Annotated in this window: 18 protein-coding genes; 10 read left to right on the top strand and 8 right to left on the bottom strand. The window is 72.4% G+C overall.

Translation table 11 applies throughout. The features are described 5' to 3' along the window. Positions 1-109: 109 nt before the first annotated feature. From OV090_RS36730 to OV090_RS36745, 4 genes are all read left to right on the top strand, one after another. Positions 110-1,894 (top strand): TlpA disulfide reductase family protein, encoded by a 1,785-nt coding sequence (locus OV090_RS36730; protein WP_267709382.1) that lies wholly within the window; start codon positions 110-112, stop codon positions 1,892-1,894. A gap of 291 nt (positions 1,895-2,185) precedes the next feature. Beyond that, on the top strand, positions 2,186-2,635 hold the full coding sequence (locus OV090_RS36735; protein WP_267709383.1) for a hypothetical protein: 450 nt from the start codon (positions 2,186-2,188) through the stop codon (positions 2,633-2,635). Positions 2,636-3,127: 492 nt separating this feature from the next. Beyond that, a complete protein-coding gene (locus OV090_RS36740; protein WP_267709384.1) occupies positions 3,128-3,760 on the top strand; it encodes a cobalamin-dependent protein in 633 nt (210 codons plus the stop codon). Beyond that, positions 3,757-4,896, top strand: coding sequence for a HAMP domain-containing sensor histidine kinase (locus tag OV090_RS36745; RefSeq protein ID WP_267709385.1), 1,140 nt, complete (start codon positions 3,757-3,759; stop codon positions 4,894-4,896). Before OV090_RS36740 ends, OV090_RS36745 begins: the two co-directional genes overlap by 4 nt. A 51-nt stretch (positions 4,897-4,947) precedes the next feature. On the opposite strand, the gene OV090_RS36750 is transcribed toward OV090_RS36745, so the two are convergent. The 5 genes from OV090_RS36750 to OV090_RS36770 all read right to left on the bottom strand — a co-directional run bounded on the left by OV090_RS36750 (position 4,948) and on the right by OV090_RS36770 (position 12,152). Beyond that, on the bottom strand, positions 4,948-8,064 hold the full coding sequence (locus OV090_RS36750; RefSeq protein WP_267709386.1) for an efflux RND transporter permease subunit: 3,117 nt from the start codon (positions 8,062-8,064) through the stop codon (positions 4,948-4,950). Then, complete coding sequence (locus tag OV090_RS36755; protein ID WP_267709387.1) at positions 8,061-9,428, bottom strand: hypothetical protein; 1,368 nt, start codon at positions 9,426-9,428, stop codon at positions 8,061-8,063. The genes OV090_RS36750 and OV090_RS36755 overlap by 4 nt, the downstream gene beginning before the upstream one ends. 137 nt (positions 9,429-9,565) lie before the next feature. Further along, entirely contained in the window at positions 9,566-9,766 is a 201-nt protein-coding gene (locus OV090_RS36760; protein ID WP_267709388.1) for a hypothetical protein, read from the bottom strand. A 139-nt stretch (positions 9,767-9,905) separates the two neighbouring features. Continuing rightward, a complete protein-coding gene (locus OV090_RS36765) occupies positions 9,906-10,952 on the bottom strand; it encodes a hypothetical protein (RefSeq protein ID WP_267709389.1) in 1,047 nt (348 codons plus the stop codon). A 270-nt stretch (positions 10,953-11,222) separates the two neighbouring features. Continuing rightward, entirely contained in the window at positions 11,223-12,152 is a 930-nt protein-coding gene (locus OV090_RS36770) for a hypothetical protein (RefSeq protein ID WP_267709390.1), read from the bottom strand. 132 nt (positions 12,153-12,284) lie between these two features. On the opposite strand from OV090_RS36770, the gene OV090_RS36775 reads away from it, so the two are divergent. From OV090_RS36775 to OV090_RS36790, 4 genes are all read left to right on the top strand, one after another. Then, entirely contained in the window at positions 12,285-12,701 is a 417-nt protein-coding gene (locus OV090_RS36775; RefSeq protein WP_267709391.1) for a CBS domain-containing protein, read from the top strand. A 158-nt stretch (positions 12,702-12,859) separates the two neighbouring features. Continuing rightward, entirely contained in the window at positions 12,860-13,090 is a 231-nt protein-coding gene (locus tag OV090_RS36780) for a hypothetical protein (RefSeq protein WP_267709392.1), read from the top strand. Continuing rightward, entirely contained in the window at positions 13,087-14,700 is a 1,614-nt protein-coding gene (locus OV090_RS36785; RefSeq protein WP_267709393.1) for a hypothetical protein, read from the top strand. Before OV090_RS36780 ends, OV090_RS36785 begins: the two co-directional genes overlap by 4 nt. 115 nt (positions 14,701-14,815) lie before the next feature. Beyond that, positions 14,816-16,030 carry an FHA domain-containing protein gene (locus OV090_RS36790; RefSeq protein ID WP_267709394.1) on the top strand — a complete coding sequence of 405 codons (1,215 nt, stop codon included), beginning with the start codon at positions 14,816-14,818 and terminating at the stop codon, positions 16,028-16,030. A 63-nt stretch (positions 16,031-16,093) separates the two neighbouring features. On the opposite strand, the gene OV090_RS36795 is transcribed toward OV090_RS36790, so the two are convergent. Both OV090_RS36795 and OV090_RS36800 read right to left on the bottom strand, forming a co-directional pair. Further along, the gene (locus OV090_RS36795; RefSeq protein WP_267709395.1) at positions 16,094-16,639 is read right to left on the bottom strand and encodes a hypothetical protein; all 546 of its coding nucleotides are present in this window, start codon (positions 16,637-16,639) and stop codon (positions 16,094-16,096) included. Positions 16,640-16,721: 82 nt separating this feature from the next. Then, positions 16,722-17,714, bottom strand: coding sequence for an NDP-sugar synthase (locus OV090_RS36800; RefSeq protein WP_267709396.1), 993 nt, complete (start codon positions 17,712-17,714; stop codon positions 16,722-16,724). Between the two features lie 255 nt (positions 17,715-17,969). Here OV090_RS36800 and OV090_RS36805 point away from each other — a divergent pair, with 255 nt between their 5' ends. Next, positions 17,970-18,320: an Hpt domain-containing protein gene (locus tag OV090_RS36805; protein WP_267709397.1), complete on the top strand. Its 351-nt coding sequence runs from the start codon at positions 17,970-17,972 to the stop codon at positions 18,318-18,320. A 146-nt stretch (positions 18,321-18,466) separates the two neighbouring features. Here the strand turns inward: OV090_RS36805 and OV090_RS36810 are convergent, their stop codons facing one another. Further along, positions 18,467-20,464, bottom strand: coding sequence for a hypothetical protein (locus tag OV090_RS36810; RefSeq protein WP_267709398.1), 1,998 nt, complete (start codon positions 20,462-20,464; stop codon positions 18,467-18,469). Positions 20,465-20,520: 56 nt separating this feature from the next. On the opposite strand from OV090_RS36810, the gene OV090_RS36815 reads away from it, so the two are divergent. Continuing rightward, positions 20,521-21,831: a UDP-glucose/GDP-mannose dehydrogenase family protein gene (locus OV090_RS36815; protein ID WP_267709399.1), complete on the top strand. Its 1,311-nt coding sequence runs from the start codon at positions 20,521-20,523 to the stop codon at positions 21,829-21,831. Positions 21,832-22,153: the final 322 nt, after the last annotated feature.

Consider the following 22,153-nt stretch of genomic DNA (forward strand, 5'->3'; position numbering starts at 1 on the left):
CTCGCGGATCCTCCGAGTCGGCGACAGCCCCCCATTGCCCGGACCGGAGCACGCCCTCCGATCGCGGCGCATCGCCTCCCGTGTTATGGTCCACCGCATGCGTATTGGCATGATCTCCTGGCTATTCGTGCTCGCTGCCTGCGACTCTGCAGGCCACGCTCCGGCCCCTCCGGCCGCGGCGCCCGTCGCCACCGCGGCCACGCCGGAGCCGGCGCCCGCCCCGGCCGCGAGCACGATCGCCGGGCGCCTCCGCGCTCACGACGGCTCTCCGCTGCGAGCAGGCGTTTTCACCGTCTCCCGCAACGGCTTCATGAAGCCGGTCGCCAGTGGGGCGCTGGCCGCCGACGGCAGCTTCCGCGTCGACGTCGAGCCCGGCTTTTACTGGCTCAGCGTCGCCGCGGTCGATCACGCCCAGGCCGGGCAGCACCTGCTGGTGAACGGCCCCGTCGAGGTCGAGGGCAACCTCGGCACCTACGCCCGGCCGCAGTCCCCCGAGGCGCTGCAATTGAACCTGCAGTTCCTGGGCCCCGATCACCGCCCGCTCGCAGTCGAGTCGAAGACCGTCGCGCGCACTCCGGCCGGCACCTACCGGCTCGACCTCGCCGGCCGGCCGAAGCAGGCCGTGCAGCTGCGCTACCAGCTCGCCGGCGGCGGCGGGCGCACCTACAACGGCCCGCTCGCCGACAGCTACGAGCCCGACGGCGGCGGCGACTACTGGTCGGTCGTCGACCTCGCACGCCGCGACGCGCTCGAGCTCGACCTCGCCGCCCTGCCGCCCGCGGGCAAGCCGGCGCAGCTCGAGTGGCGCGGCGAACCGCCCGGGCTGCGCGCCGTCCGGCTCTACCGCGACGCCTGGGAGTCCCGGGTCTACGCGCTGCAGCGCAGCATGATGCGCAAGGACGGGAAGATGCTCGCCCCCGACGCGGCCCAGAAAGCGACCTTCGCCGCGCTGGCCGCGGAGGCGCTCGCCGAGGCCGACGCCGCCGCCAGCGACGACGAGCGCATGCTGTTGCGCCTCGCCCACCTCGATCTGTTCTTCGGCCACGACGACCCCGCCGACGCCCGCGAGCGCGCCGACTGGCTGCTGGCGCGCGTCGATCCGCTCGACCCACGGCTCGGCGTGTTCTTGAACATCCACAACCTCTTCGCCTACGTGCTAGGCACCGCCGACGAGACCTTCGCCGCGCGGGCCGAGGCGTGGTTCGCCCGCTCCGAGGCCCATCCCGACCCCGAGATCGCCCTCGGCGGCCTGTCGCAGCTCCTCTACCGCGCCCGCGATCGCGGCCTCGACGCCCGCGTCGCCGAGCTGTACGCCCGCGTCCGCGAGCCGCGGTTCGCCGGCACGTTCACCGCCAAGCACCTCGCCGAGCAGTTCGACCCCGACCGCGCGCTCCAGCGCGGCAAGCCGTTCCCCGACTTCGAGTTCCCCGCGCTCGCCGCCGGTGCGCCGCCGGTGGTGCAGGCCGATCGCCGGGGCCGGATGTACTTCGTCGAATTCTGGGCGACCTGGTGCGGCCCCTGCGTCGCCGACATGCATGACCTCCACGCCGCCTACGCCGCCATCCACGGCCTCGAGGCCGGCTCGGGCGCCGACGGCCTGCGCAAGCTGGGCCCGGCGGAGCGGCCCCGGATCGAGTTCGTGTTCGTCTCCACCGACCAGCGCCCCGGCGACGTCCAGGCCTTCCGCGACAAGCACTGGTCGATGCCGTGGACGCACGCGTTCGTCGGCCGCGGCGGCGAGGCCGCCACCATGGCCCGCTTCGGCTTCTCCGGCATCCCCACCGGCGTCCTCGTCGACGGCACCGGCACCATCGTCGAGGTCGGCGCGGCCCTCCGCGGCGAACAGCTGCTGCCCACCCTCGAGCGGGTGCTCGCGGCCACGACGCCCGGATGACCCCGCTCGAGGCATGGCTCTCCGGGCATGTGCCAAGAGACATGTTCTATCAGACATGCTCTTTCAAACATGCTCTTACGAGCATGTCGAATCCACCCCCATGCGAGTGAGCGGGCCCGAGGTCCGCGGCCGACTCGTCCGCTCCTCCCCATGCGCGCCCCCACTCTGCGCGCGGCTGGCGGCTCGAAGCCGACCGGACCGCGCGGCGCCGACCCTCCCGCGCGACATGCCCTCCATCCGCGTGCGGTCGTGCGCCCATTCCGGCATCCAGATTTCTCTATGCTCGGCGCCATGCCTGCGCCGAAGTTCGCCCTCTTCCTGCCGCTCCTGCTGGCCCTCCAGTCGGCCTGCGGCGGTCCTGCGAGCGGGGACACCGGCACCCCCGGCGACGCCACCAGCGGCGGCGAGAGCAGCGACAGCAGTGGCTCCGCCACCGCGGACGGCACCACCACCGGCGCCGCGACCGACGCCACCACCACCGCGACCCCCACGACCTCGACCCCTGCACCCGGCACCACCGACGCCGACCCGACCACCGGCACCACCGGCGACGAGGCCGAGGACATCGCCATCGGTGAGTGGACCGACCTCCCCGGCGCCTGCCCCGACGGCACCACCCGCGTCGATCTGACCCGGTCGACGCACCGATCGTGTTCGTCGGCGAGAGCCGCGACGGCGTGCGCCTGCGCGGCCGCGTCACCTTCGCCGAGCAGGGCAGCCACGTCGTCCTCCGCAACATGACCTTCGACATCGGCGGCTTCGCCAAGGCCCCGTCGTCGAGGCCGCCCCTTGTTCGCCGACCCCGCCGCAGGTGACTTCCACACCGCCGCCCTCGAAGTCACCGCCTACGGCGCCTATGCCGACTGACGGCGCTGGACCTTCAGCGTCGGGTCGAGGGCCGAGGCTCCCCTGACGCACACATGATCTTTTCGCCATGTCCTCCAAGACATGTTCAAAAGGTATGTTCCAGGCTGGACCTCCTGCCGAGCGCCGCGTGACCTCGACGCGGCCTCGTCCTCGCCGCCCGGCCGCGACCGCCGCCGTGGTTGCAGCGGGCTCGGCGATTCATGCGCTCCGCTCGAACCAGTTCGGCGCCCCTCGCCGGCAGGGGCTCGGCGGCTGAACCGCCGACGTCGGGCTCGCCGGGAGCGCCGGCGGCCGGATGCTACGCTCACCCGTGGCCGTCTACGGCGAGGGCGAGCGCTGCATCCTCCACGGCGCAGGGGTGCTTTCGTGACTCTTGAACCCACCCAGGGTGACCGCTTCGCGTTCGCGCTGCTGGCCGGCGATCGACCGGGCGCCCTCGCCTGCGCGCGCGAGGCGTTCGCGCGCGGCGTCGGGCACTTGTACGAAGACGTCGTGCGGCCCGCGCTCGCGCGAATCGGGGACATGTGGATGCGCAACGAGATCACGATCGCCGATCAGCAGGTGGCCACCGCCTTCGCACAGTCGGTGCTGGGCGCGCTCTACCCCGAGTTTCCGTGGCCGCCGCCGGGGCCGCGGGCGGTCATCGCCTGCGTCGCGGGCGAGCGCCACGAGCTGGGCGCGCGCATGGTCGCCGACCTGCTGACGCTCGACGGCTGGGACGGCATGTTCCTCGGCGCCGACGTCGCGGACGACGCGCTGCTCGAGGCAGTGGCGCAAACGCGGCCCGGGCTGGTGGTCCTGTCGTTGACCATGCCCACCCGTCGCCGCGCCCTCGCGCCGCTCGTCGCCGGCTTGCGGCGCCAGCCTTCGAGCCCGAAGATCCTCGTCGGCGGCTCGGCGATGCTCGGCAGGGAGCTCGCCGATCTGCCCGAGAGCGAGGGCACGGTGCTGTCGTCGGCGCGCGCGGCTGTCGAGTGGGCGCGGAGGTGGAAGTCATGAGCGACGGCTCGCTGCTCGCCGCGCTCCTCGACCACCCCCACGGCCTCGTCGTGCTCCACCTCGTCGACGGCCGGATCGCCGCCGCCAGCCCCGCCGTGATCGCCCTGCTCGGCGCACGCGCACGCGTCGGCGAGCGCATGGACGCGCTGGTCGAAGCGACGTCGCGCCGCAAGCTGACCGCCGCGTTGACCGCCGACGCGGCCGCCGTCTACGAGCTGCAGGTGATGCCGGACGACGGAGACTCGCGGCCGCTGCGATTCCTGGTCGTGCCGCTGCGGGCGCGCGAGCACCTCCTCGTCGCCGCGCCGCTCGATCCGCGCTACGGCGTGGCCCTCGAGGCGCGGCTGTTCGCCAGCAACACCGAGCTGGCCAACCTGACCCGCGACCTCAGCCGCCGGGCCTCCGAGCTCGAGGCCGCGCGGGCCGGGCTCGAGGCGCTCGGCTCGTTGCGCGACGACTTCATGGCCGCGATGGCCCATGACCTGCGCGCCCCGCTGACGACGATCGGGCTCCAGGCCGACATGCTGGCGCGGGCCGCCGATCGCCCGTCTCCGGCCGAGGTCGGCCGGCGCAGCGGCCTCATCGCCCGCAACGTCGCGCGGATGGACGCCTTGATGACGCGGGTCCTCGAGGCCGCGCGGCTGGGCGGCGGCGTCGTCGCGCTCGAGCGCAGCCTGGTCTCGCTGGTCGACCTCGTCCACGAGGCCATGGAGGCGGTCCAGGGCGCCGCCGAGCGGGCCAGAGTCGCCCTCGAGCTGCGCTGCCCGGCCGCCGATCCGCGGCTGGTCGTCGACCCCGTGCGGATCGGCCAGGTCCTCGGCAACGTGCTCGAGAACTCGGTGCGACACACGCCGCCGGGCAGCACGATCACCGTGACGGTCACCGACGCGTCCGCTCGCGTGCGCTGCACCGTGTGCGATCAGGGCCCCGGCGTCCGGCCCGAGCTGCGCGACCAGATCTTCGAGCGCTTCGGTCGCGGCGAGCACGCCGGGATCGCCGGCCTCGGGCTGTACATCGCCCGCAAGACCGCCCGGCTCCACGGCGGCGATCTGTGGGTCGAGGACGCATCACCCGTCGGCGCCGCGTTCGTCCTCGAGCTACCGCGCGGCCCGCCGGACGCGCCTCAAAAGACATGACCCTCCGGACATGCCCATGCGAGCATGCCCTGAAGGCCCTGTTCTTTCGACCTACTCTTCTTCGTCGCCCGCGAACGGCTTCGGCGCCAGGCCGACGTCGGCCAGGACCGCGTACGCCGCGGGGATGACGACCAGCACCAGCACCGTCGACGCCGCCAGGCCGAACACGATCGACGCCGCCACCGGCACCAGCGACTGCGCGTGGCGGCTGGTCTCGAACATGATCGGGAACAGGCCGGCGATGGTCGTCGCCGACGTCAGCAGCACCGCGCGGAAGCGGTCGCGGCTGGCCTGGCCGGCGGCGACCGCGGGCGAGTCGCCGCGGACGCGGGCCATGTTGATGAACTCCATCAACAAGATCGAGTCGTTGACCACCACCCCCGAGATGGCGATGAGGCCGAAGATGCTCTGCGACGACAGCGGCATGCCCATCAGCAGGTGGCCCCAGATCACCCCGACGAACGCGAACGGGATCGCCAGCATCACGATGAGCGGCGCCACGAAGCTGCGGAACTGCAGGCTCAGCAGGGCGAACACCGCGAACAGCCCGATCATCATCCGCGTCAGCATCGAGTTCAGCGCCTCGGCCGACTGCTTGGCCGCCCCGCCGGCCGCCAGGCGGACCTCCGGGAACTCGCGCTCGATCTCCGGCGCCGCCTCGGCCATGAAGCGGCTCATCACCTCCGACGCGTTGGCCTCCTCCGCCGACACGCTGCCCGTCACCGTCACCGTGCGCACGCTGTCGCGGCGGTTGAGGCGGGCGAAGCTGCTCGTCAGCTCGATGGTGGCGATCGACCCGAGCGGCATGTTGACGCCGGGCGCGACCGTGACCGGCATCAGCTCGAGGTCGGCCATGGTGTCGCGACCGCGGTGCTCGAGCTCGACGTAGAGCTCGTAGTCTTCGCCGTGGGTGTGGAACGTCTGGACCGACACGCCCGTCAGCGCCGAGCGGACCTGTTGGGCCACCGCGCTGCCGGTCAGCCCGTGGGAGCCCGCGCCCGGGCGCAGGCGCACGCGCACCTGCTCGCTGCCCGGGTCGAGGTTGTCGCCGACGTCGAACACCCCGGGGTTCTGCATGAACCACGCCTGGATCCGCTGCGACGCCTCCTTCGCGCGGTCGAGGTCCTCGCACTGGATCTCGACCTCGATCGCGTTGCCGGCCGGGCCGCCCTTGGTGCCCTCGGCGAACTTCGTCACCGCCGCGCTCGGCAGCGGCCCCGTCTCCTCGCGCCACGCCTTCGAAAACCCGTCGAGCGTGGTCGAGCGCGCCTCGATGCTCAGCAGGTCGACCGACACCGTCGCCAGGTGCGGCCCCGACTCGTCGGTCACGTCGGCGTTGTAGTTGAAGCGGGCCGACACGTTGCGGACCAGCGGCTGCTGCTCCGGCTGCTCCGGCGTCAGCTTGTCGTTGACACGCCAGGCCGCGGCCACCACCCGGTCGACCTCCTGCTGCGTGCGCTCGAGCGGGGCTCCGGGCGGCAGCGCCAGCCGGAATTCCGCCACGTCGCCCTCCGCCGCCGGGAACGCCACGTAGCGCAGGCGCCCGCTCGACAGCATCCCGACCGAGCCGAGCAGCAGCGCCACGATCAGCCCGAGAGTCGCCCAGCGGTGGCGGATGGCGAAGTCGACCGCCCCGCCGAGCCGGCGCTCGCGGAAGCGGGCGAACCCTTCGTCGAACCACGCGCGCGCCTTGCTCTTCGCGTTGGGGTCGACGTCGCGGAACGTGTGCGCGAGGTGGTTCGGCAGGATGAAGAACGCCTCGATCAGGCTGACCGCCAGCACCGCCACCAGCACGATCGGGATCACCTGCAGCACGCGGCCGATCCGGCCCTCGATGCCCATCAGCGGCACGAACACCGCCACAGTCGTCAGGAACGACGAGATCACCCCCGACGCGACCTCCTTGACCGAGTCGACCGCCGCGCGCATCGCCGAGGCCCCGCGCTCGCGGTGGGCCGCGAAGTTCTCGGCGAACACGATCGCGTCGTCCATCACCAGGCCGAGCGCGACCAGCATTCCCATCATCGTCATCATGTTGACGGTCTGCCCGAGCTGCCCGAGCACCCACAGCGAGCCGAGCACCGACACCGGCAGGCCGGCCGCGACCCAGAACGCCAGGCGCACGTGGAAGAACAGCCACAGCGTCACGAACACCAGCAGGAGCCCCTGCCACGCGTTGGTGAACAAGAGCCCGATCTGGTCGGCCACCGCCGAGGCCACGTTCTGCGTCAGGGTCAGCTTGACCCCGGTCGGCTTGCGCAGCTCCTGGTCGGCGAGGAACGCCTCGATCGAGCCGAGCACGTCGAGGCTGTCCTGCCAGGCCGTCTTGGTGATCCCGAGCGTGCACGCGCGCTCGCCGTTGAACTGAGTCTGCTCCTCCTCGACCGCGAACGTGTCCTCGATCCGGGCCACGTCGGCCAGCCGGATCTCCGCGCCTCCGGCCGCGCCCTTGACCACCAGCTCGGCCAGCGCCGACACGTCGGTGCGCTTGTCCGAGTAGCGGACCAGGATGTCGCCGCCGGCGCGCTCGATCGTCCCGATCGGGCTGTCGACGCTCTGGGCCTGCACCGCGGCCGCCACGTCGGCGACCGACAGACCGTGACGGGCCAGCGCCGACTGCTTGAGCTGGATCAGGATCTGATGCGTCGAGAAGCCCGCGATCGTCACCTGGGCGATGTGCTCGTCGCGCAGCAATTCGCGGCGGAGCTGCTCGCAGTACAGCTTGAGGTCCTGGGCCGACATCGGCCCGGTCACCGCGATCGAGGCCACCGCCGCGCGGCGGGTCGCCGCCGCCACCACCGGCGGGTCGAGGTCGGGCGGCAGGTCGCGCAGGCCGTCGACCGCCGACTTGACGTCGGCCAGGACGTCGGCGAGCGGCACCTTGTCCTCGACGTCGATCGTGATCGACGCCGAGCCCTCGCGGGCCTGCGACGTCATCACCGCCACCCCGTCGAGCCCCGCGATCGCCTCCTCGATGCTCTGGACCAGCGTCTCGTCGACGATCTCCGCGTCCGCGCCGGGGTAGGCCGCGCTGATGCGGATCTGCGACGGCTCGAACTCCGGGTACGACTCGCGGCGCAGCCCCGGCAGCGCCACCACGCCGAGGATCACGAACACCAACATCAACAGGTTTGCGGCCGTCGGGTGCCGCGCGAAGTAGACGATCACGACGCCTCCCCGCGGGCCGCCCGCTGCAGCGCGGCGGTCCCCTCGTCATCGACGCGCGGCGCCAGCAGCATCCCTGCCAGCGCCGGCACCAGGTCGGTCAGCACGATCTTGTCGCCGGCCTGCACCTCGCCGGTCACGCACACGTACTCCTCCTGCACCAGCGTCGCCTCGACCTTGCGCAGCTCGAGCTTGTCCTCCGCGCCGACCACGTACAGCGTCCCGTCGTGGTAGGCCGCGCGCGGCACCGCCAGGCAGTCGGCGCGCGGCGGCCCGCGCAGCTCGACCTCGACGTACAGCCCGCGGTTGAGCCGCGGCCCCTGCGGCTGCGACCCGGGCTCGCGGTTCTCGTCGACCTGGACCACCGCGATCATCATCCGCGTGTTCGGGTCGATCCCGCCGAACCGGCGGAACTTGCCCTTCCACGCCCGCTGCACCCCCTGGCCCTCGAGGCGCACGATCGCCTCGATCGACTCCATCCGCGACGGCGCCCCCGGCTCCGGCCGCGGCTCGTCGGGCTTGCGCGGCGGCAGCAGCGAGCCGAGGCTGCCGACCGGCACCTGCGCCGGGATCTCGAACACGTCGATGCCGTCGCCGACGATCAGCGCCTGCCCCCCGGTCACCACCTGCTCGAGCGCCGCGTTGACCTCGCGCAGGCGCATCGTGAACGGCGCCACGATCTCCGTCTTCGCCAGCTCGAGCTTGGTCGTCGCCACCCCGGCCTGCTGCTGCTCGAGCTGCGCCTCGAGCACGCGGCGGGTCGCCGGCAGCTCGCCGAGCGTGTTGCGGAACGTCTGCACCGTCTTCTCGGCGACGATCACCGCCTTCTCCGCCACCTCGACGTCGGTCAGCGGCGCCGCTCCTTGCTCGTACAACGAGCGCACGCGCCCTAACTCGCCGCGGGCCAGCTCGAGCGAGCGCTCGTCGATCTTCAGGTTCGACGCCGCGCTGGCCTCGCGCGCCTTGATCTCGGCGATCTGGGCCCGCACCGCCTTCACCACCGCCTCCGAGCGGCCCTGCTCGATCGCGTAGCTGCCGGGGTCGATCTTCAGCAGCACCGTCCCCTCCTGCACGATCCGCCCGCTCTCGAGCCGGTCCGCCACCTCGACCACCGTGCCCGACACCTGCGCCAGCGCTTGCCACTCGCGCTGGGCCTCGACCGCGCCGTAACCGACCACCCGCGGCACCACCTCGAGCGGCGCCAGGTCGAGCACCCGCACCGGGCGGCCTTGCTCGACCGCGGTGCGTTGGCGGGGCGCCGCGCGGGTCGCTTGCAGCCAGCCGTACACGCCGACGCCGACCAGGACGAAGGCGACGAAGGTGGCGACGCTGCGGAACAGGGGCTTGTCGTTGCTGGGATTCGACATGCGTCGACGCCGACTTTACACCGCCGCCCTCGCCGTCGAGCGCAGCCGCGCCGCCGCCGCCGCCGCGATTACGATCCCGTTACAACATGTCCGAAGAATCATGTAGTCTCCTACACGCAGCCGCCGCGGAGATTCCCCTACGACGCCGCACGGGCCAGCGCCGAGAACTCGTCCCGGTGGTACGGGTGGACAGCCGGGTCGTCGCGCTCCGCGTCGCGCGCCATCGCCCGGCCGAAATCGGCCCCAAGGAGCCCGCGGAACCGCCGCAGCCGCCCTGCCAGCAACCAGTCGAGCCGCGGCCCCGACTTCAAGATCCACGCGCAGCAGAAGGGCATCACCGCCGGCCCGAGCGGCGGCCTCCCGGTGCGCGTGGCCCCGATCTCGTAGGTCCGCGCGGCACCGACGCGAGGGCGCCGAGTGCACCTCGAGACATGCCTCTTCAAACATGTCCTCGAGGTCATCTCATGACGGCGGGCGTCACAGGCACTTGGCGCCGGTGAGGGTGCCGAGGTCGAGGTCCACCTGCGACTCGCTGCAGATCTCGCCGGGGCCGCAGTCGCCGTCGCTGGAGCACTCGCCGCACACGCCGAGCTCGAGCAGCCCCATGACGGTCGCGGCGCCGCAGTGACCGGAGCTGCAGGCCGCCTCGCCGCCGGGGGCGAGCGAGCAGCCTTCGTCGTTCCCCACCGTCCCTTCGGGGACGCAGCCGTTCAAGCCGGTGAAGTTGGGGATGTCGTAGGCGGGGGTGCAGATCTGCGAGTTGCTGCAATCGGCGTCGGTCGTGCAGTGACCGCAGGTCTTGACGGTGAGGATGCCGGGGATGTCGAAGATCTCGCCGCAGACGGCGTCACCGTTCTGGCAGACAGCGTCGGTCTCGCAGCCCTGCCCGTAGCCGCCCTGATTGCATTTGGACCCGAGCCCCGCGATCGGGTTGGGGACGGTGCAGCCGAAGCCTTCGCAGTCGGCGTCGCCGTTGCACTCGCCGCAGAGGCCGCCCAGCACGGGGATGACGAAGCAGCGGCCGGAGCTGCAACCGCAGCCCGACTCGTCGGTGCACGCGGCGTGGTTGGCCTGGTTCGGCGGGTCGCTGCAGAGGCCGGGGTCGGTGGTGGTCTGCGGCGAATCGGTCGTGCTCGTGCTCGTGCTCGTGCTCGTACTCGTGCTCTCGCCGGTGCTCGTGCTCTCGCCGTCGGTGCTCGTTTCGGGGTCGGCGGTGCTCGTGGTACCGACGCCACCGCTGCCGCACGCGGGCTCGCCGGGGAACAACATCGCGAGGGTGGCCAGGGCCGACGCGCACGCTTCGAGGCATTGCTCGCCGGTGCTGCTCTGCCAGCAGGTGCCTGAGGGACCGAAGCTCGCCTCGGCCTCGGGCAACGCCGCGGGAGTGACGACGCCGATGCACGCGAGATACTGCTCGCACGCTGCCTGCCCCTGTCCCCCCGTGGTGCCGCTCTCGCTGGCGTTGCCGTCGGTCGGCTCGCCGCTCGGGCCGCCGCTCGGCCCACCGCTCGGCCCACCGCTCATGCCGGTGGCCGATTCGAGCGGGTCCTTGTCGTTGCCGCAGGCCGCGAAGAGGTGCGCGGACAGAAATGCACACGCGAGGATACGGAGAGGGCGAGCTAGTGGGCCACGGTTCGGGAGCCGCGGTGCCGATATTTCCGGGCCCGACGCGCGAGGGACGACGATAGTACGCACGGGCGGACGCTATCAAAGGCGTCTACCCCTCGCAAGGCGACGCCCGGAACCTGTCCTTATGGGCAGATCTGGCGCGCCGCCCCCACGAAAGCCTGCGACCTAGCGCTCGAAGCGGTGGCCGCAGTTGGCCGGCGTCATCCCGTTCTGCGGCGAGCCGAGCCACATGTCCTCGAGGACAAGTTGACTGCCCTCGATCGAGAATTTGCCGACCCCCTCGACGTCGGCCGGCACGTAGTTGCCGCCCGTCGGCGTGATCGTCAGGTCGCCGGTCTGCAGGTCGTAGGTGTAGTCGGACCAGTAGTCGAAGTAGACCTCGAACGGCGACCACGTCACCTGGACCTCGCCGCTGGCGCGGAACCACAGCTCCTGGATCGCCTGCTCCGGCGCCACCTCGGCCCCGCCGCCGCACGGCAGCTGCGCCACCTCGTGCCAGATGCCCACGAACGGGTTCGTCTCGGGCGTGTACACGAACACCTCCGTCGTCAGCACCTTGCGGCCGGCCTCGACGTCCGCAGTCACCGTGAACACCGTGCCCGGCGCCACGTCGCCCGCGATCGTCAGCGCCCCGACGGCGTTGATGGTGGCGCCCTCGGCGGGGCTGACCGAGTAGGTCACGCAGGCCTCGACCGTCTGCTTGATGTAGCAGCACTCGATCGCGCCGACCGACAGGTCCAGCATCGCGCCCGGCTTCGCCTCGTAGCTCTGGCCGAACACGTTGAAGCCGAGCGCGTTGACGGTCTCCTCGGGCAGCGGCGGCAGCGCGCACACGCCCTCGGTCGGATCCTCGGTGGTCGAGGTGCCTGCAGTCTCGTCGGTGGTCTCGCCGGTGGTGGGGCCAGTCGTGGGACCGGTCGTGTCCGTCGTCGTCGTCGTCGCCGTCGCCGAGGTCGTCGTCGACGCCGAGCCGTCGCTCGTCTCGGAGGTCGTCGTCGTCGGGTCCGAGGTCTCGGTCCCCCCGGTCTCGTCGCCGGAGTCTTGCGGGCAGGCAGTCAGGGCCAGCGCCGCCATAAGGGTCGTAAGTCTCTGCATGGCGCGCACCCTACCACACGCGATCTTCGCAGTCGCCGGCGACCTCTCCCATACCGGCCCGCAGGCCCCCCTGCGGGCCATTTTGGCGCGATCGCACGATCCAGGTCAGACTGTCGCCAGGAGGACTTCGCAATGCGCCGGTCTCAGCTCACTGTCGGCCAGTTCATGACCCGCAATCCGGCCGTCATCGACGGCGGCCTCAACCTCGTCGACACGTACACGCGCATGTTTCAGCTGCAGGTCCGGCACCTCCCGGTCTACAGCCAGGGTCACCTCGTCGGCATCGTCTCGGACCGCGACATCGGCCACACCCTGGGCGTCCAGGGCCTCGACGCGCAGCACACCACCGTCGAGTCGGTGTGCACGCCCGACCCCTACGTCTGCGACCCCGACAGCCCCCTGGCGAGCGTCGTCGCGGACATGTCCGAGCGCAAGATCGGCGCCGCCCTCGTCATGCGCGGCGGCGTTCTGCAGGGCATCTTCACCGTCGTCGACGCCCTCGAGGTCCTGCTGGTGCTCCTCAACGAGGAAGCGCCGGCGGCCGCCTGACCTGTCCCTGCGGACATCTCGAGCGCGGCGGACTCGCGGGCGCGCAGCCGCGCCCGACCTGTCCTTCGGACCACCTGGTCCGGAGGACATCTCTCGCGCGTCCGCGCGCTCTGCCACGCCGGCTTGAGGGCTCGCCGCGCCCTCGCTACTCTCCGGCCATGCTCCGGTCGAGCTCGCTCGCCCTCGCCCTCTTCGCCTGGCCCACGCTCGCCGCCGCCGACGTCTTGCCCGACGCCGAGCGGCCGCACGACTGGGAGCCGCGCGATCCACCGACCCCCGCGCCGCCGCCCGAGAAGGAGCTCCCTGCCCTCGCGCTGTGGCTCGCGGCGCTGGCTGCCGCTGCCCTCGTGACGGGCACGCGCACGCGCCTGCAGGAGCGGCCGCGATGACGTCGCCGCGCGTGATCGCCGACCGCTTCGAGGTCGTCACCAGCGGGCGCAGCCTCAAGTCGCTGTGGTGGGAGCAGCACTACAACGACCGGCCCTACGGCGAGGACGACCTGTGGACCCTCGCCGTCGACCGCCGCACCGGCGCGCGCGTCCGCGTCCTCGAGCCGCCGGACGGGCCCGTCTGGTCGTGGGCCGCCGACATGTGGACCGAGTCCGTCGCGCACCACGTCATCGCCGCTGCGATGCCGCACACCGTGCCGATCCTCCACGTCGGCCCGGGCGTCGTGTTCGCCGAGCCTCCGCCCGCCGTTCCGCGGCCGCGGCTGCGGCCCGCGCAGGCGGCCGCGTGCGCGCTCGCGGCCTGCGAGGTCGTGGCCCGCCTGCACGCGATCGGCTGCGGCGGCGAGTGCGGTCGCACCGCGCGAGGTTTTCCCGCCCACGACCTGACGACGCCGATCGGCTTCGGCCGACACAATCTCCGCATGACCCAAGAGTCAGGTGAGTGGAAGATCGCCTGGCTCGTCCCCGGTCACCTCGCCCTCGCCGATCTCGACGATGACCCGCCGGCCAGCGAGCCCGACGCATTGGCGCGCGACCTCCAGGACCGCCTCGCCGGATCGATCCTCGACGAACCGCCGGGCGACTTGCCGCCGAAGTACGACCCGCACTGCGACCCAATCGCCCGCGACCTCGCGCGCCTGGCCGGCTTCTACCTCTCGCTCGCTCCGCCCGCGCGCGGGCAACCTGCGGCCGTCGACGCCATCCGCCGCCTGGCAGCGGGCGAGCCCGTCGTCCGCGACGTCGCCGGCCTCGCGCGCCTGCTCGTCGAGCTCGGGCCCGCGGGCGCCTGGGACGCCCGGCTGTCCGCGCTCCCGGTCGTCGACGTCCTGCCGCCGCCCGTGCTCGACTGGGACCACGTGATCGCGGCCGGCGAGGCGCGCCTGCCCGACCTCGTGCCGCGGCAGCGCCCCTACGTCGTCTTGCCGCTGGCCGTCGCCTACCACCGCCGCGCCAGCCTCCGCGCCGCGCTCGCGCCGGACGACGCCCTCCGCGACGTCGATCGCGCCGTCGAGCTCGACCCGATCGCGCCGCATCACGTCACCCGCGCCGTCCTCCTCGATCGCCTCGGCCGCCGCGACGAGGCCCGCGCGGCGATCGCCGCCGCCTTCGCCGCGCCCGAGTACACCGGCGCGCCCACCGAGGATGTCGACGGGTTCCGCCTCCTCGACGCACCCGCCGTCGTCCTCGGCGATCGCGAGCGCGCGCGGGCCCACGCCACGCGCGGGACGATCGCCCTCCGCGACGGCGACCTCGCCCTCGCCGAGCACGACCTGCGCCGCGCAGTCGACCTCGAGCCCACCGCGGCCCACCTCCACGCGCTCGCGGCGGCGGTCTACGCCCGCGGCGACCTCGCCGGAGCGGCGGCGCTCGAGGCCCGCGCAGTCGAGCTCGAGCCGACCAGCGCCCGCTATCGCTGGGATCTCGTCGTCAGTCTGCATCGGCTCGGGCGGCGCGACGAGGCTCTCTTCCACGCGCGAAAGCTCGAGGCGATGGAGGCCGGAGACCCCAACGGTCGAGCTCGGCGAATTCGCCTGCTCGGCGGCGCGTGAACATGTTTCTGCGGCCTCGCACCACGGTCGCGCGAGCGCTCGTGATTCGCCGCGGTGTCGCCGTTTTTCCCCGCACCTGTTGACTCTGCAAGCGAATGCGGTTGCCATGCGGGGCATGCAGAAGGTCAAGCTCCAGCTCGGCAGCGCCTCCGTTCAGCTCGACGTCGGCAACCCGCGCGTCCTCCTCGGCCGCGATCCGACCTGCGGCCTCCCCACCAGCGAGGTCAGCGTCTCGCGGCGCCACGCCGAGGTCGCGTTCGTCGGCGACCGGCTCGTCATCCGCGACATGGGCTCGTCGAACGGTACGTGGATCAACGGCGAGCCGGTGGGGGCCGACCCGCAGCCGCTGGAGCCCGGGCAGCAGGTGTTCCTCGGCCACATCCCGCTGCTGGTCGAGTGGCAGGGCGGCGGCCAGGGCGGCGCCACGGTGCTGGGCGAGATGCCGGCCGAGCTCAAGGCGCTGATCGAGTCGCGCAAGGCCGCCAAGATGGCCCCTGCGAGCCCGGTCGCGGCCGTCGCGGCGGCCTTCCAGGATCCGCCCTCGCAGGGCGGGCCGATGAAGACGATGCTGGGGATCGGCGGCACCACTGCGCCGAAGGCGGCCGACTACGCCTACCGGCGCCAGGGCTCGAACAACAACGGCGTGCTGCTGATCGCGCTGCGCGGCGACACCTTCACCAACGCCGCGGTCATCGACGGCTACCTCGAGTTCACCGCGCTCGACAACGAGACCGTCGCCTCGATCTTCGTCGAGCTGGTCGAGCACCACAAGCGCGGGCCCAAGAACGGCCACGTCTGGGATCGCGTGCTGGTGCGCCAGGGCCCGTGGCGGACCGCCAAGAACGAGGTCCTGCCGCTCACCTTCCAGCTGCGCGTGCCGCCGGGCACCTCGCCGTCGGGCCGCGACGTCCACTGGGAGGTCCGCGGCTACGTCGACATCGAGTGGGCCTACGACATCGCCGCGGCCAGCCAGATCACCGTCCGCAACCTCGACATCGAGAAGATCCGCGACGCCCTCGGCGCCCTCGATTATCGCCTCGCCGAGCTCGACCCCGAGCCGCTCGGGCAGCGCTTCACCGGCAAGTTTCAGCCGCCGGTCCAGCTGCGCAAGGACTTCGGCGTCACCGACATCAACCTCGCCGTCGAGTACCTCGGCGCCAACCTCCAGCTGAGCATGGAGGTCGAGAAGACCAGCCTGTTCAAGTTCGACAAGCAGACCAAGCTGGTGTTCGAGCTGGCGCAGTTCCGGGTGTCGAGCACGCAGCAGCTGTCGGAGTTCCTGCGCGCCAAGATCGACGAGCTCATGGGCCGCACCGAGGCGCAGTCCTGAATTGCGCGAGCCCCCCGCGAGCGAACGCGCGGGGGGCCCTGTCCGCGGGACGCGGGTCGTCGCTCAGCTGCAGGACGCGAGCACGACGATCTGCATCTCGTTCTCTTCGCCGCAGTACCAGTTGTCGCCGTTCTCGTCGCAGCAGCCCTCGCCGGTGAGGCCGGTGGTGGCGCACGGGTCGCCCTCGACCAGGCCCGTGGGGCACGCGATCGGGTGGGTGCCCTCCGGATCCTCGCCCTCGAAGTTGCAGCTGTAGTAGTTGTCGCGCGGGCTCCAGCCGCACAGGGCGCCACCGGTGTCGGTGGTCGTCGAGGTGGTCGTGGTCGTCGTGGTCGTCGTCGCGTCGGTCGTCGTCGGGGCGGTCGTCGTCGTCGGCGTGGTCGCCGTGCCATCGGTCCCGTCGGAGTCGGTCGCGGTGCCGTCGGTGCTGTCGGTGCCGGCGGTGGTGTCGGTCGTCTCGGTCCCGGCCGTGCTGTCAGTGGCGGCGGTCACGGTGGAATCGCTGCCGAGGCTGGTGATGTTCGTGTCGGTGCCGCCGGTGCCGATCACGCAGCCGGACAGCGAACCGGCGACCAGCGCCGCGCCCAGGGTCATTTTGAAAAGATGCATCGGCCGGACATAGCGGACCGGCGCGAACATCGTCAAGGTATCGGCCGAAGCGCGCGCGCTCGCGACCGCCCGCGGTCCCCGCTCAGCCTGTCCCTTCGGACAGCACTGCGCACTCGACATCGCGCGTCACGTCGAGCCCGTCCCACACGATCGCGTCGCGCAGGCGCACCCCGGGCGCGATCACGGCCCTGTCACCGATCTGCACTCGCGGTCCCACGTGCGCCCCCGCGCCGATCACCGCCCCTTCGCCGATCCACGCCGCCGGGTCGACGTGCGCCCCCGCACCGATCGTCGCGCTGGCGGCCACGCCTCGCAGATGCCGCTCCGCGTACGGCAGGCGCACCCGGCCCTCGAGCACGTTGGCCACGCCTTGCAGGTAGCGCTGCACCGTCGAGTGCTCCCACCAGTAATCGCGGGTCACCACCCCGGCGAGCCCTGTGCCGCTGTGGAACAGCTCGGTGTACGCCGTGCGGATCACGCACTGCGGGCCTTGCGGGGGGATGCGGTCCAAGAACCGCGGCTCGAGGACATGAACCCCCGTGAACATCAGCGGCTCGGCTGCCTCGGCGCCGGGCCTGTGCGCCCCGAGCAAACCCACGACCTGTCCGGACGCGTCGACGCGCAAGCTCCCCCAGCGCTCGGCCTCGGGGTCGGGGCGCAGCACCATCGTCGCCTCCGCCTTCGCCGCACGGTGGGTCGCGAGCACGCGGTCCAGCTCGAGCTCGAGCAAGATCTTGCCGTTGACGACCACGATCGGCGCGCCGCTGCCGTCGTCGAGCAGGTGCCGCGCGTGACGGAGCGCGCCACCTGTCCCGAGGATCTCGCCGTCCTCGCGCGAGTAGGCGATCGCCATCCCGAGCTTCGACCCGTCGCCGAGCTCGGCCTCGATCTGGTCGCCGAGGTGATGCAGGTTGACCACCACCTCGCGCACCCCTTGCGAGCGCAGCCACAGCGCCACCCAGCGCACCAGAGGCGTGCCGCACACCGGCAACATCGGCTTCGGGCGCTGGGCACTGAGATCGCCGAGACGCGTGCCGAGGCCGGCGGCGAGGATCATCGCGCGCGGAGCGTTCATGGCGCCGCACCATAGCACGCCCGATCCGGCGCCCAAGGAATCGGCCGGAACCGCGTCCCGGCCCCCCGCAGCTCGCGCACGCCGCCGCCGATCGGCCATCGCCGAGCTCGCCGCGATCGCGAGCAACAACGTTCTCACGGGCAAACCACGCGTCGTCGACGTCGGCGCGATTGCAGCGCCGCGAGCCGGGCTGTAGCTCGCCTCGCCACGCGCCGCGAGCTTGCGCCGCGCGCCGAGATCCGCGAGGATGAACACGTGCAAGCGCCGCCTCCTGTAGAGGTCGACGAGGCTGAACTGCTCGCGCGTCTCGGCGGTCGTCGCGACCTGCTGGCGATGCTCGTCGGCCTCTTCTCCGCCGATCTGCCGCAGATCCACGAAGAATTCACCGCCGCGCTCGCGGCCGGCGACGCCGCCGGGGTGCGACGGATCGCCCACCGCGTGGTCGGCACGCTGGCCAATCTGTCGGGCGGCCCGCTGCTCGAATACGGCCGCGACATCGAGGAGCTGTCGGTCCCCGAGAACCTGCCCATCCTCGGCCCGCGGATCGACGCCTTCCGCGCCGCCCTCGACGAGCTCGAGCAGCTCCTGCGCAAGGCCTTCGCCTGACGTTCTCTTCTCTTTAAAAACTGTCCGAACGGGCATGCCCGTCGGGACATCTTATAAAAAGATGCGCAGGCGCATGTCCGCAGGGACATGCTCCGACGAGCAGGCCGCGCCGGCGCTCGCCGCCTCGATCGAACATGACCCTTCGGTCATGTCTGCCAGAACAGCTTGTCGAGCACCGCCACCGTCAATATCAGCCCGAAGGCCATCGACGCCAGCAGCCCGAGCGCGCGCCACAGCACCGCGCGCTGGGCCTTGCGGACCTCGGCGGCCACCTCCGGGCCTTGCCCGAGCATCTCGCGGGCCAGGCGTTCGGCCGCGCCGCGATGGCTGACGACGATCAGCAGCGTCGTCACCGCGAGGAACAGCCCCCCGCCGCCGAGCAGCAACAGGCGCACGCGATCGGCCCACAGCCGGCGCTGCGCCGCCATGTCCGCGTCTTCGCGGCTGCGGGTGGACAGCGCCGTCGGCGGCCCGTGGATCTCCACCGGCAGCGTCCCGATCAGCCACGCCTCCGCCAGCTTCTGCGCCTCCGGGTCGAGGCTCACCGCCGCCAGCGCGTCGAGGTACTTGCCCTCGAGCCCGGCGTCGAAGTCCTTCTCGACCCGCGGCATCGCCAGACGCTCGCGCTGCAGCGCGACCAGGCTCGACAGCGGCGGCCCCTGCCCCGGCGCCGGCCCGAGGACCACCCGCGCCAGCGCCGACGATTCGCCCGGCGCATTCGTGAAGTGATACGCCTCGACCTGCACGAGCCCGGGCTGTAGCCCCGCCGACGACCACGTCCGCGGCGGCTCCGGCCCCACCACCGGCGGCTCGAGAGTGTCGACCCACGCCCCGTCGGGCCCGCGCACGTCGACGAACACCGCCCGCTTGGGCCGCAGCCCGCGCGCCTTGATCGTCAGCGCGTCGCCGGCCCCCGCCGTCCACGGCGCCACGTCGACCGTCACGGCCCCCGCGAAGCTGACCATGCGAAACTTCCGCGCCGCGATCGCCGACTCCGAACCCGCCCCGGCCGCCTCGCCCTCCTTCGCACCCGCCGCCTCGCCCTTCGCTGCGTCCGAGCCCTTCGCCCCCGCTGCGCCCGCGTCGCCCCCAGCGTCCTTCGCTCCCGCGTCCTTCGCTTCTGCGCTCGCGTCCTTCGCTTCTGCGCCCGCGTCCTTCGCACCTGCGCTCGCGCCCTTCGCACCTGCGCTCGCGCCCTTCGCTCCGCCGCTCGCGTCCTTCGCTCCCGCTCCGTCCGCCCCGCTCGCGTCCTTCGCTCCGCCGCCCGTCGCCTTCCCCTTCGCACCTGCCCCCACGGCCATGTCCTTCGCGCCAGGCTCCTTCGCACCTGCCGCTTGAGACATGTCCTCTGGACCAGCCAGCGCCCGCACCTCGAAGCGGACCACGTCGGTGGCCAGCAGCCCGTCGACGCGGACCAGCCCGGCCGCGTCCGTCTCCCCGCGGCTGACCACCGCGGGCACCTCTCTCGTCGCCTTGTGGTGGCCGAACTCGCCGTCGAGCAGGCGGACCTCCACCGGCCCGCGGCGCGGCTTGCCCTCGGCGTCGGTCACCCGGGCGACCAGCGCGTTCTCGAAGCCGGCCGCCAGCCGGCCCAGCGGGCGCAGCACGATGCGCAGCTTCTCGGGCTGCGGTTCGGTGTCATCTGCGTAATTTTTCGTCGAACCGGACACCGTCGGCGTCCCGCGGCGGGGCGCGCGGGACGCGACCAGCTCGACCTCGACCGTCTCGCGGAACTGCTCGTGCCCCGCGATCGCCAGCTCGAGCGTCGCCGGGCCCGGAGCCCACGCCGGGGCCGTCAGGCGGCCCTGCGCCGTCCCCACCGCCGCCGCGTCGCGCAGCGTCCCGAGCGCCGCGCGCTCTTCGCCGCGGCGCAGCGTCGCCTCGACTCGCGCGTCCGGCACCGCCTGACCGCCGCCGTCCAGCACTTGCACGCGCGCCGCCACCGGCTCGCCTGCCACCCACTGCGGCTCGACCTGCACGATCGCCGAGTGCGTCACGTGCCACCCTGCGATCGCGAACGACGCGAAGATCGCCGCGCCCATCCCGAGCGGCGCGCCGATCACGGGCAGCAAGTACACGAGCCGCGACAACGCGGCGGCGCGAGTGATCTCGGCGGGTTCGCTCGGCTCGCTCGGCGTCGCCACGGGTAACGGCCACCGTAGCAGACGCGGCGGCGTTTCGGTATCCTCCCGCGCGCCTCATGAAGCTCAGCGTCATCGGTACAGGGTACGTCGGCCTCGTCGCCGCCGCGGTGTTCGCCGACTACGGCAACGATGTTCTGTGCGCGGACATCGACGCCGCCAAGATCGACTCGATCAAGGCCGGCAAGCTGCCCATCTTCGAGCCCGGGCTCGAGCCGCTGGTCGAGCACAACATCCAGGCCGGGCGCCTGCGCTTCACCACCAGCAACGCCGAGGCCGCCGTGCACGGCGACGTCATCTTCCTCGCCGTCGGCACGCCGACCGCCGCCGACGGCAGCGCCGACCTCTCGTACCTCTACCAGGCCGCGAGCGAGATCGGGCGTCACATCACCCGGCCGACGATCATCGTCGACAAGAGCACCGTGCCGGTCGGCACCGCCGAGCGGATCGCCCGCATCGTCGGCGAGCAGACGCGCGTCCCGTTCACCGTCGTCTCGAACCCCGAGTTCCTCAAGGAGGGCGCCGCGGTCGACGACTTCATGCACCCCGACCGCGTCATCGTCGGCACCGACGACCCCCACGCGCGCGAGGTCCTGCACCGGCTCTACCAGCCGTTCTGCCGCACCAGCGACCGCATCCTGTTCATGGACGCGCGCTCGGCCGAGCTCACCAAGTACGCCTGCAACGCCTACCTCGCCGCGCGCATCAGCTTCATGAACGACATGGCCAACCTCGCCGACGCGCTCGGGGCCGACATCGAGCTCGTGCGCCGCGGCATGGGCTCCGACCCGCGGATCGGCAACAAGTTCCTCTACCCCGGCGTCGGCTACGGCGGCTCCTGCTTCCCCAAGGACATCCGCGCCCTCCTCACCACCGCCCGCGAGTTCGGCCACTCGCTCGAGATCGTCGCCAGCGCCGAGCGGATCAACGAGGCGCAGAAGCTCGTCATCGTCCGCAAGCTGCGGCAGCGGCTCGGCAGCGACCTCGCCGGCAAGACCTTCGCCGTGTGGGGCCTGTCGTTCAAGCCCAACACCGACGACGTGCGCGAGGCCCCGGCGCTGAAGATCGTCCGCACCCTCGTCGGCGACGGCGCCCGCCTGCGCCTGCACGACCCCGAGGCCGGCAAGAACTTCGTCGCCAGCCTGCCCCCGCACGTCGCCGCCGCCTGCACCCTCGCCGCCGACCCCTACGACGCCGCCGAGGGCGCGCACGCCCTCGTCCTCGCCACCGAGTGGCGAGAGTACCGCAGCCCCGACTTCGAGCGCCTGAAGCGGATCATGGCCGGCTCCCTGCTGCTCGACGGTCGCAACCAGTGGGACCGCCAGCACGTCGAGGCCCTCGGCTTCGAGTACGCCGGCATCGGCCGCTGAGCCGCCCGCTCCGCACCAGCCCGAACGGACATGCTCGATCGAGCATGTCCCGAAGCACCGGTCCTCTCGGACCTGCCCGAAAGGCCACCCGCGCCGCGAGCCGCCGCCTGCGCCTGACGCCGGCCCGGCCGCGTCGCCCGGCCCGACCGTGATAGCGACCCTCCGCGGGCCTCGCTCGCCCCGCCGCGGCCGCGCGCGAGCGGACGGCCGCCGGGTCTGCGCGGCGAGACGCCACGGCCGCCCGCGATCGAGCCGAGGCGCGCGAGCATCCGCCGGGGCGAAGCCGCGAACCCCGGGCGCCTCGCCGACGCGTCGCGGCCCG

Source organism: Nannocystis sp. RBIL2, assembly GCF_026626745.1.
Lineage (GTDB): Bacteria > Myxococcota_A > Polyangia > Nannocystales > Nannocystaceae > Nannocystis.

Excerpts from the sequence above, each read along its gene's own strand:
- OV090_RS36730 (WP_267709382.1), top strand. The coding sequence starts at position 110 with ATGATCTCCTGGCTATTCGTGCTCGCTGCCTGCGACTCTGCAGGCCAC.
- OV090_RS36815 (WP_267709399.1), top strand. The coding sequence starts at position 20,521 with ATGAAGCTCAGCGTCATCGGTACAGGGTACGTCGGCCTCGTCGCCGCC.
- OV090_RS36770 (WP_267709390.1), bottom strand. The coding sequence starts at position 12,152 with ATGCAGAGACTTACGACCCTTATGGCGGCGCTGGCCCTGACTGCCTGC.
- OV090_RS36785 (WP_267709393.1), top strand. The coding sequence starts at position 13,087 with ATGACGTCGCCGCGCGTGATCGCCGACCGCTTCGAGGTCGTCACCAGC.
- OV090_RS36795 (WP_267709395.1), bottom strand. The coding sequence starts at position 16,639 with ATGCATCTTTTCAAAATGACCCTGGGCGCGGCGCTGGTCGCCGGTTCG.
- OV090_RS36790 (WP_267709394.1), top strand. The coding sequence starts at position 14,816 with ATGCAGAAGGTCAAGCTCCAGCTCGGCAGCGCCTCCGTTCAGCTCGAC.
- OV090_RS36745 (WP_267709385.1), top strand. The coding sequence starts at position 3,757 with ATGAGCGACGGCTCGCTGCTCGCCGCGCTCCTCGACCACCCCCACGGC.
- OV090_RS36765 (WP_267709389.1), bottom strand. The coding sequence starts at position 10,952 with ATGAGCGGTGGGCCGAGCGGTGGGCCGAGCGGCGGCCCGAGCGGCGAG.
- OV090_RS36735 (WP_267709383.1), top strand. The coding sequence starts at position 2,186 with ATGCCTGCGCCGAAGTTCGCCCTCTTCCTGCCGCTCCTGCTGGCCCTC.
- OV090_RS36755 (WP_267709387.1), bottom strand. The coding sequence starts at position 9,428 with ATGTCGAATCCCAGCAACGACAAGCCCCTGTTCCGCAGCGTCGCCACC.
- OV090_RS36775 (WP_267709391.1), top strand. The coding sequence starts at position 12,285 with ATGCGCCGGTCTCAGCTCACTGTCGGCCAGTTCATGACCCGCAATCCG.
- OV090_RS36780 (WP_267709392.1), top strand. The coding sequence starts at position 12,860 with ATGCTCCGGTCGAGCTCGCTCGCCCTCGCCCTCTTCGCCTGGCCCACG.
- OV090_RS36800 (WP_267709396.1), bottom strand. The coding sequence starts at position 17,714 with ATGAACGCTCCGCGCGCGATGATCCTCGCCGCCGGCCTCGGCACGCGT.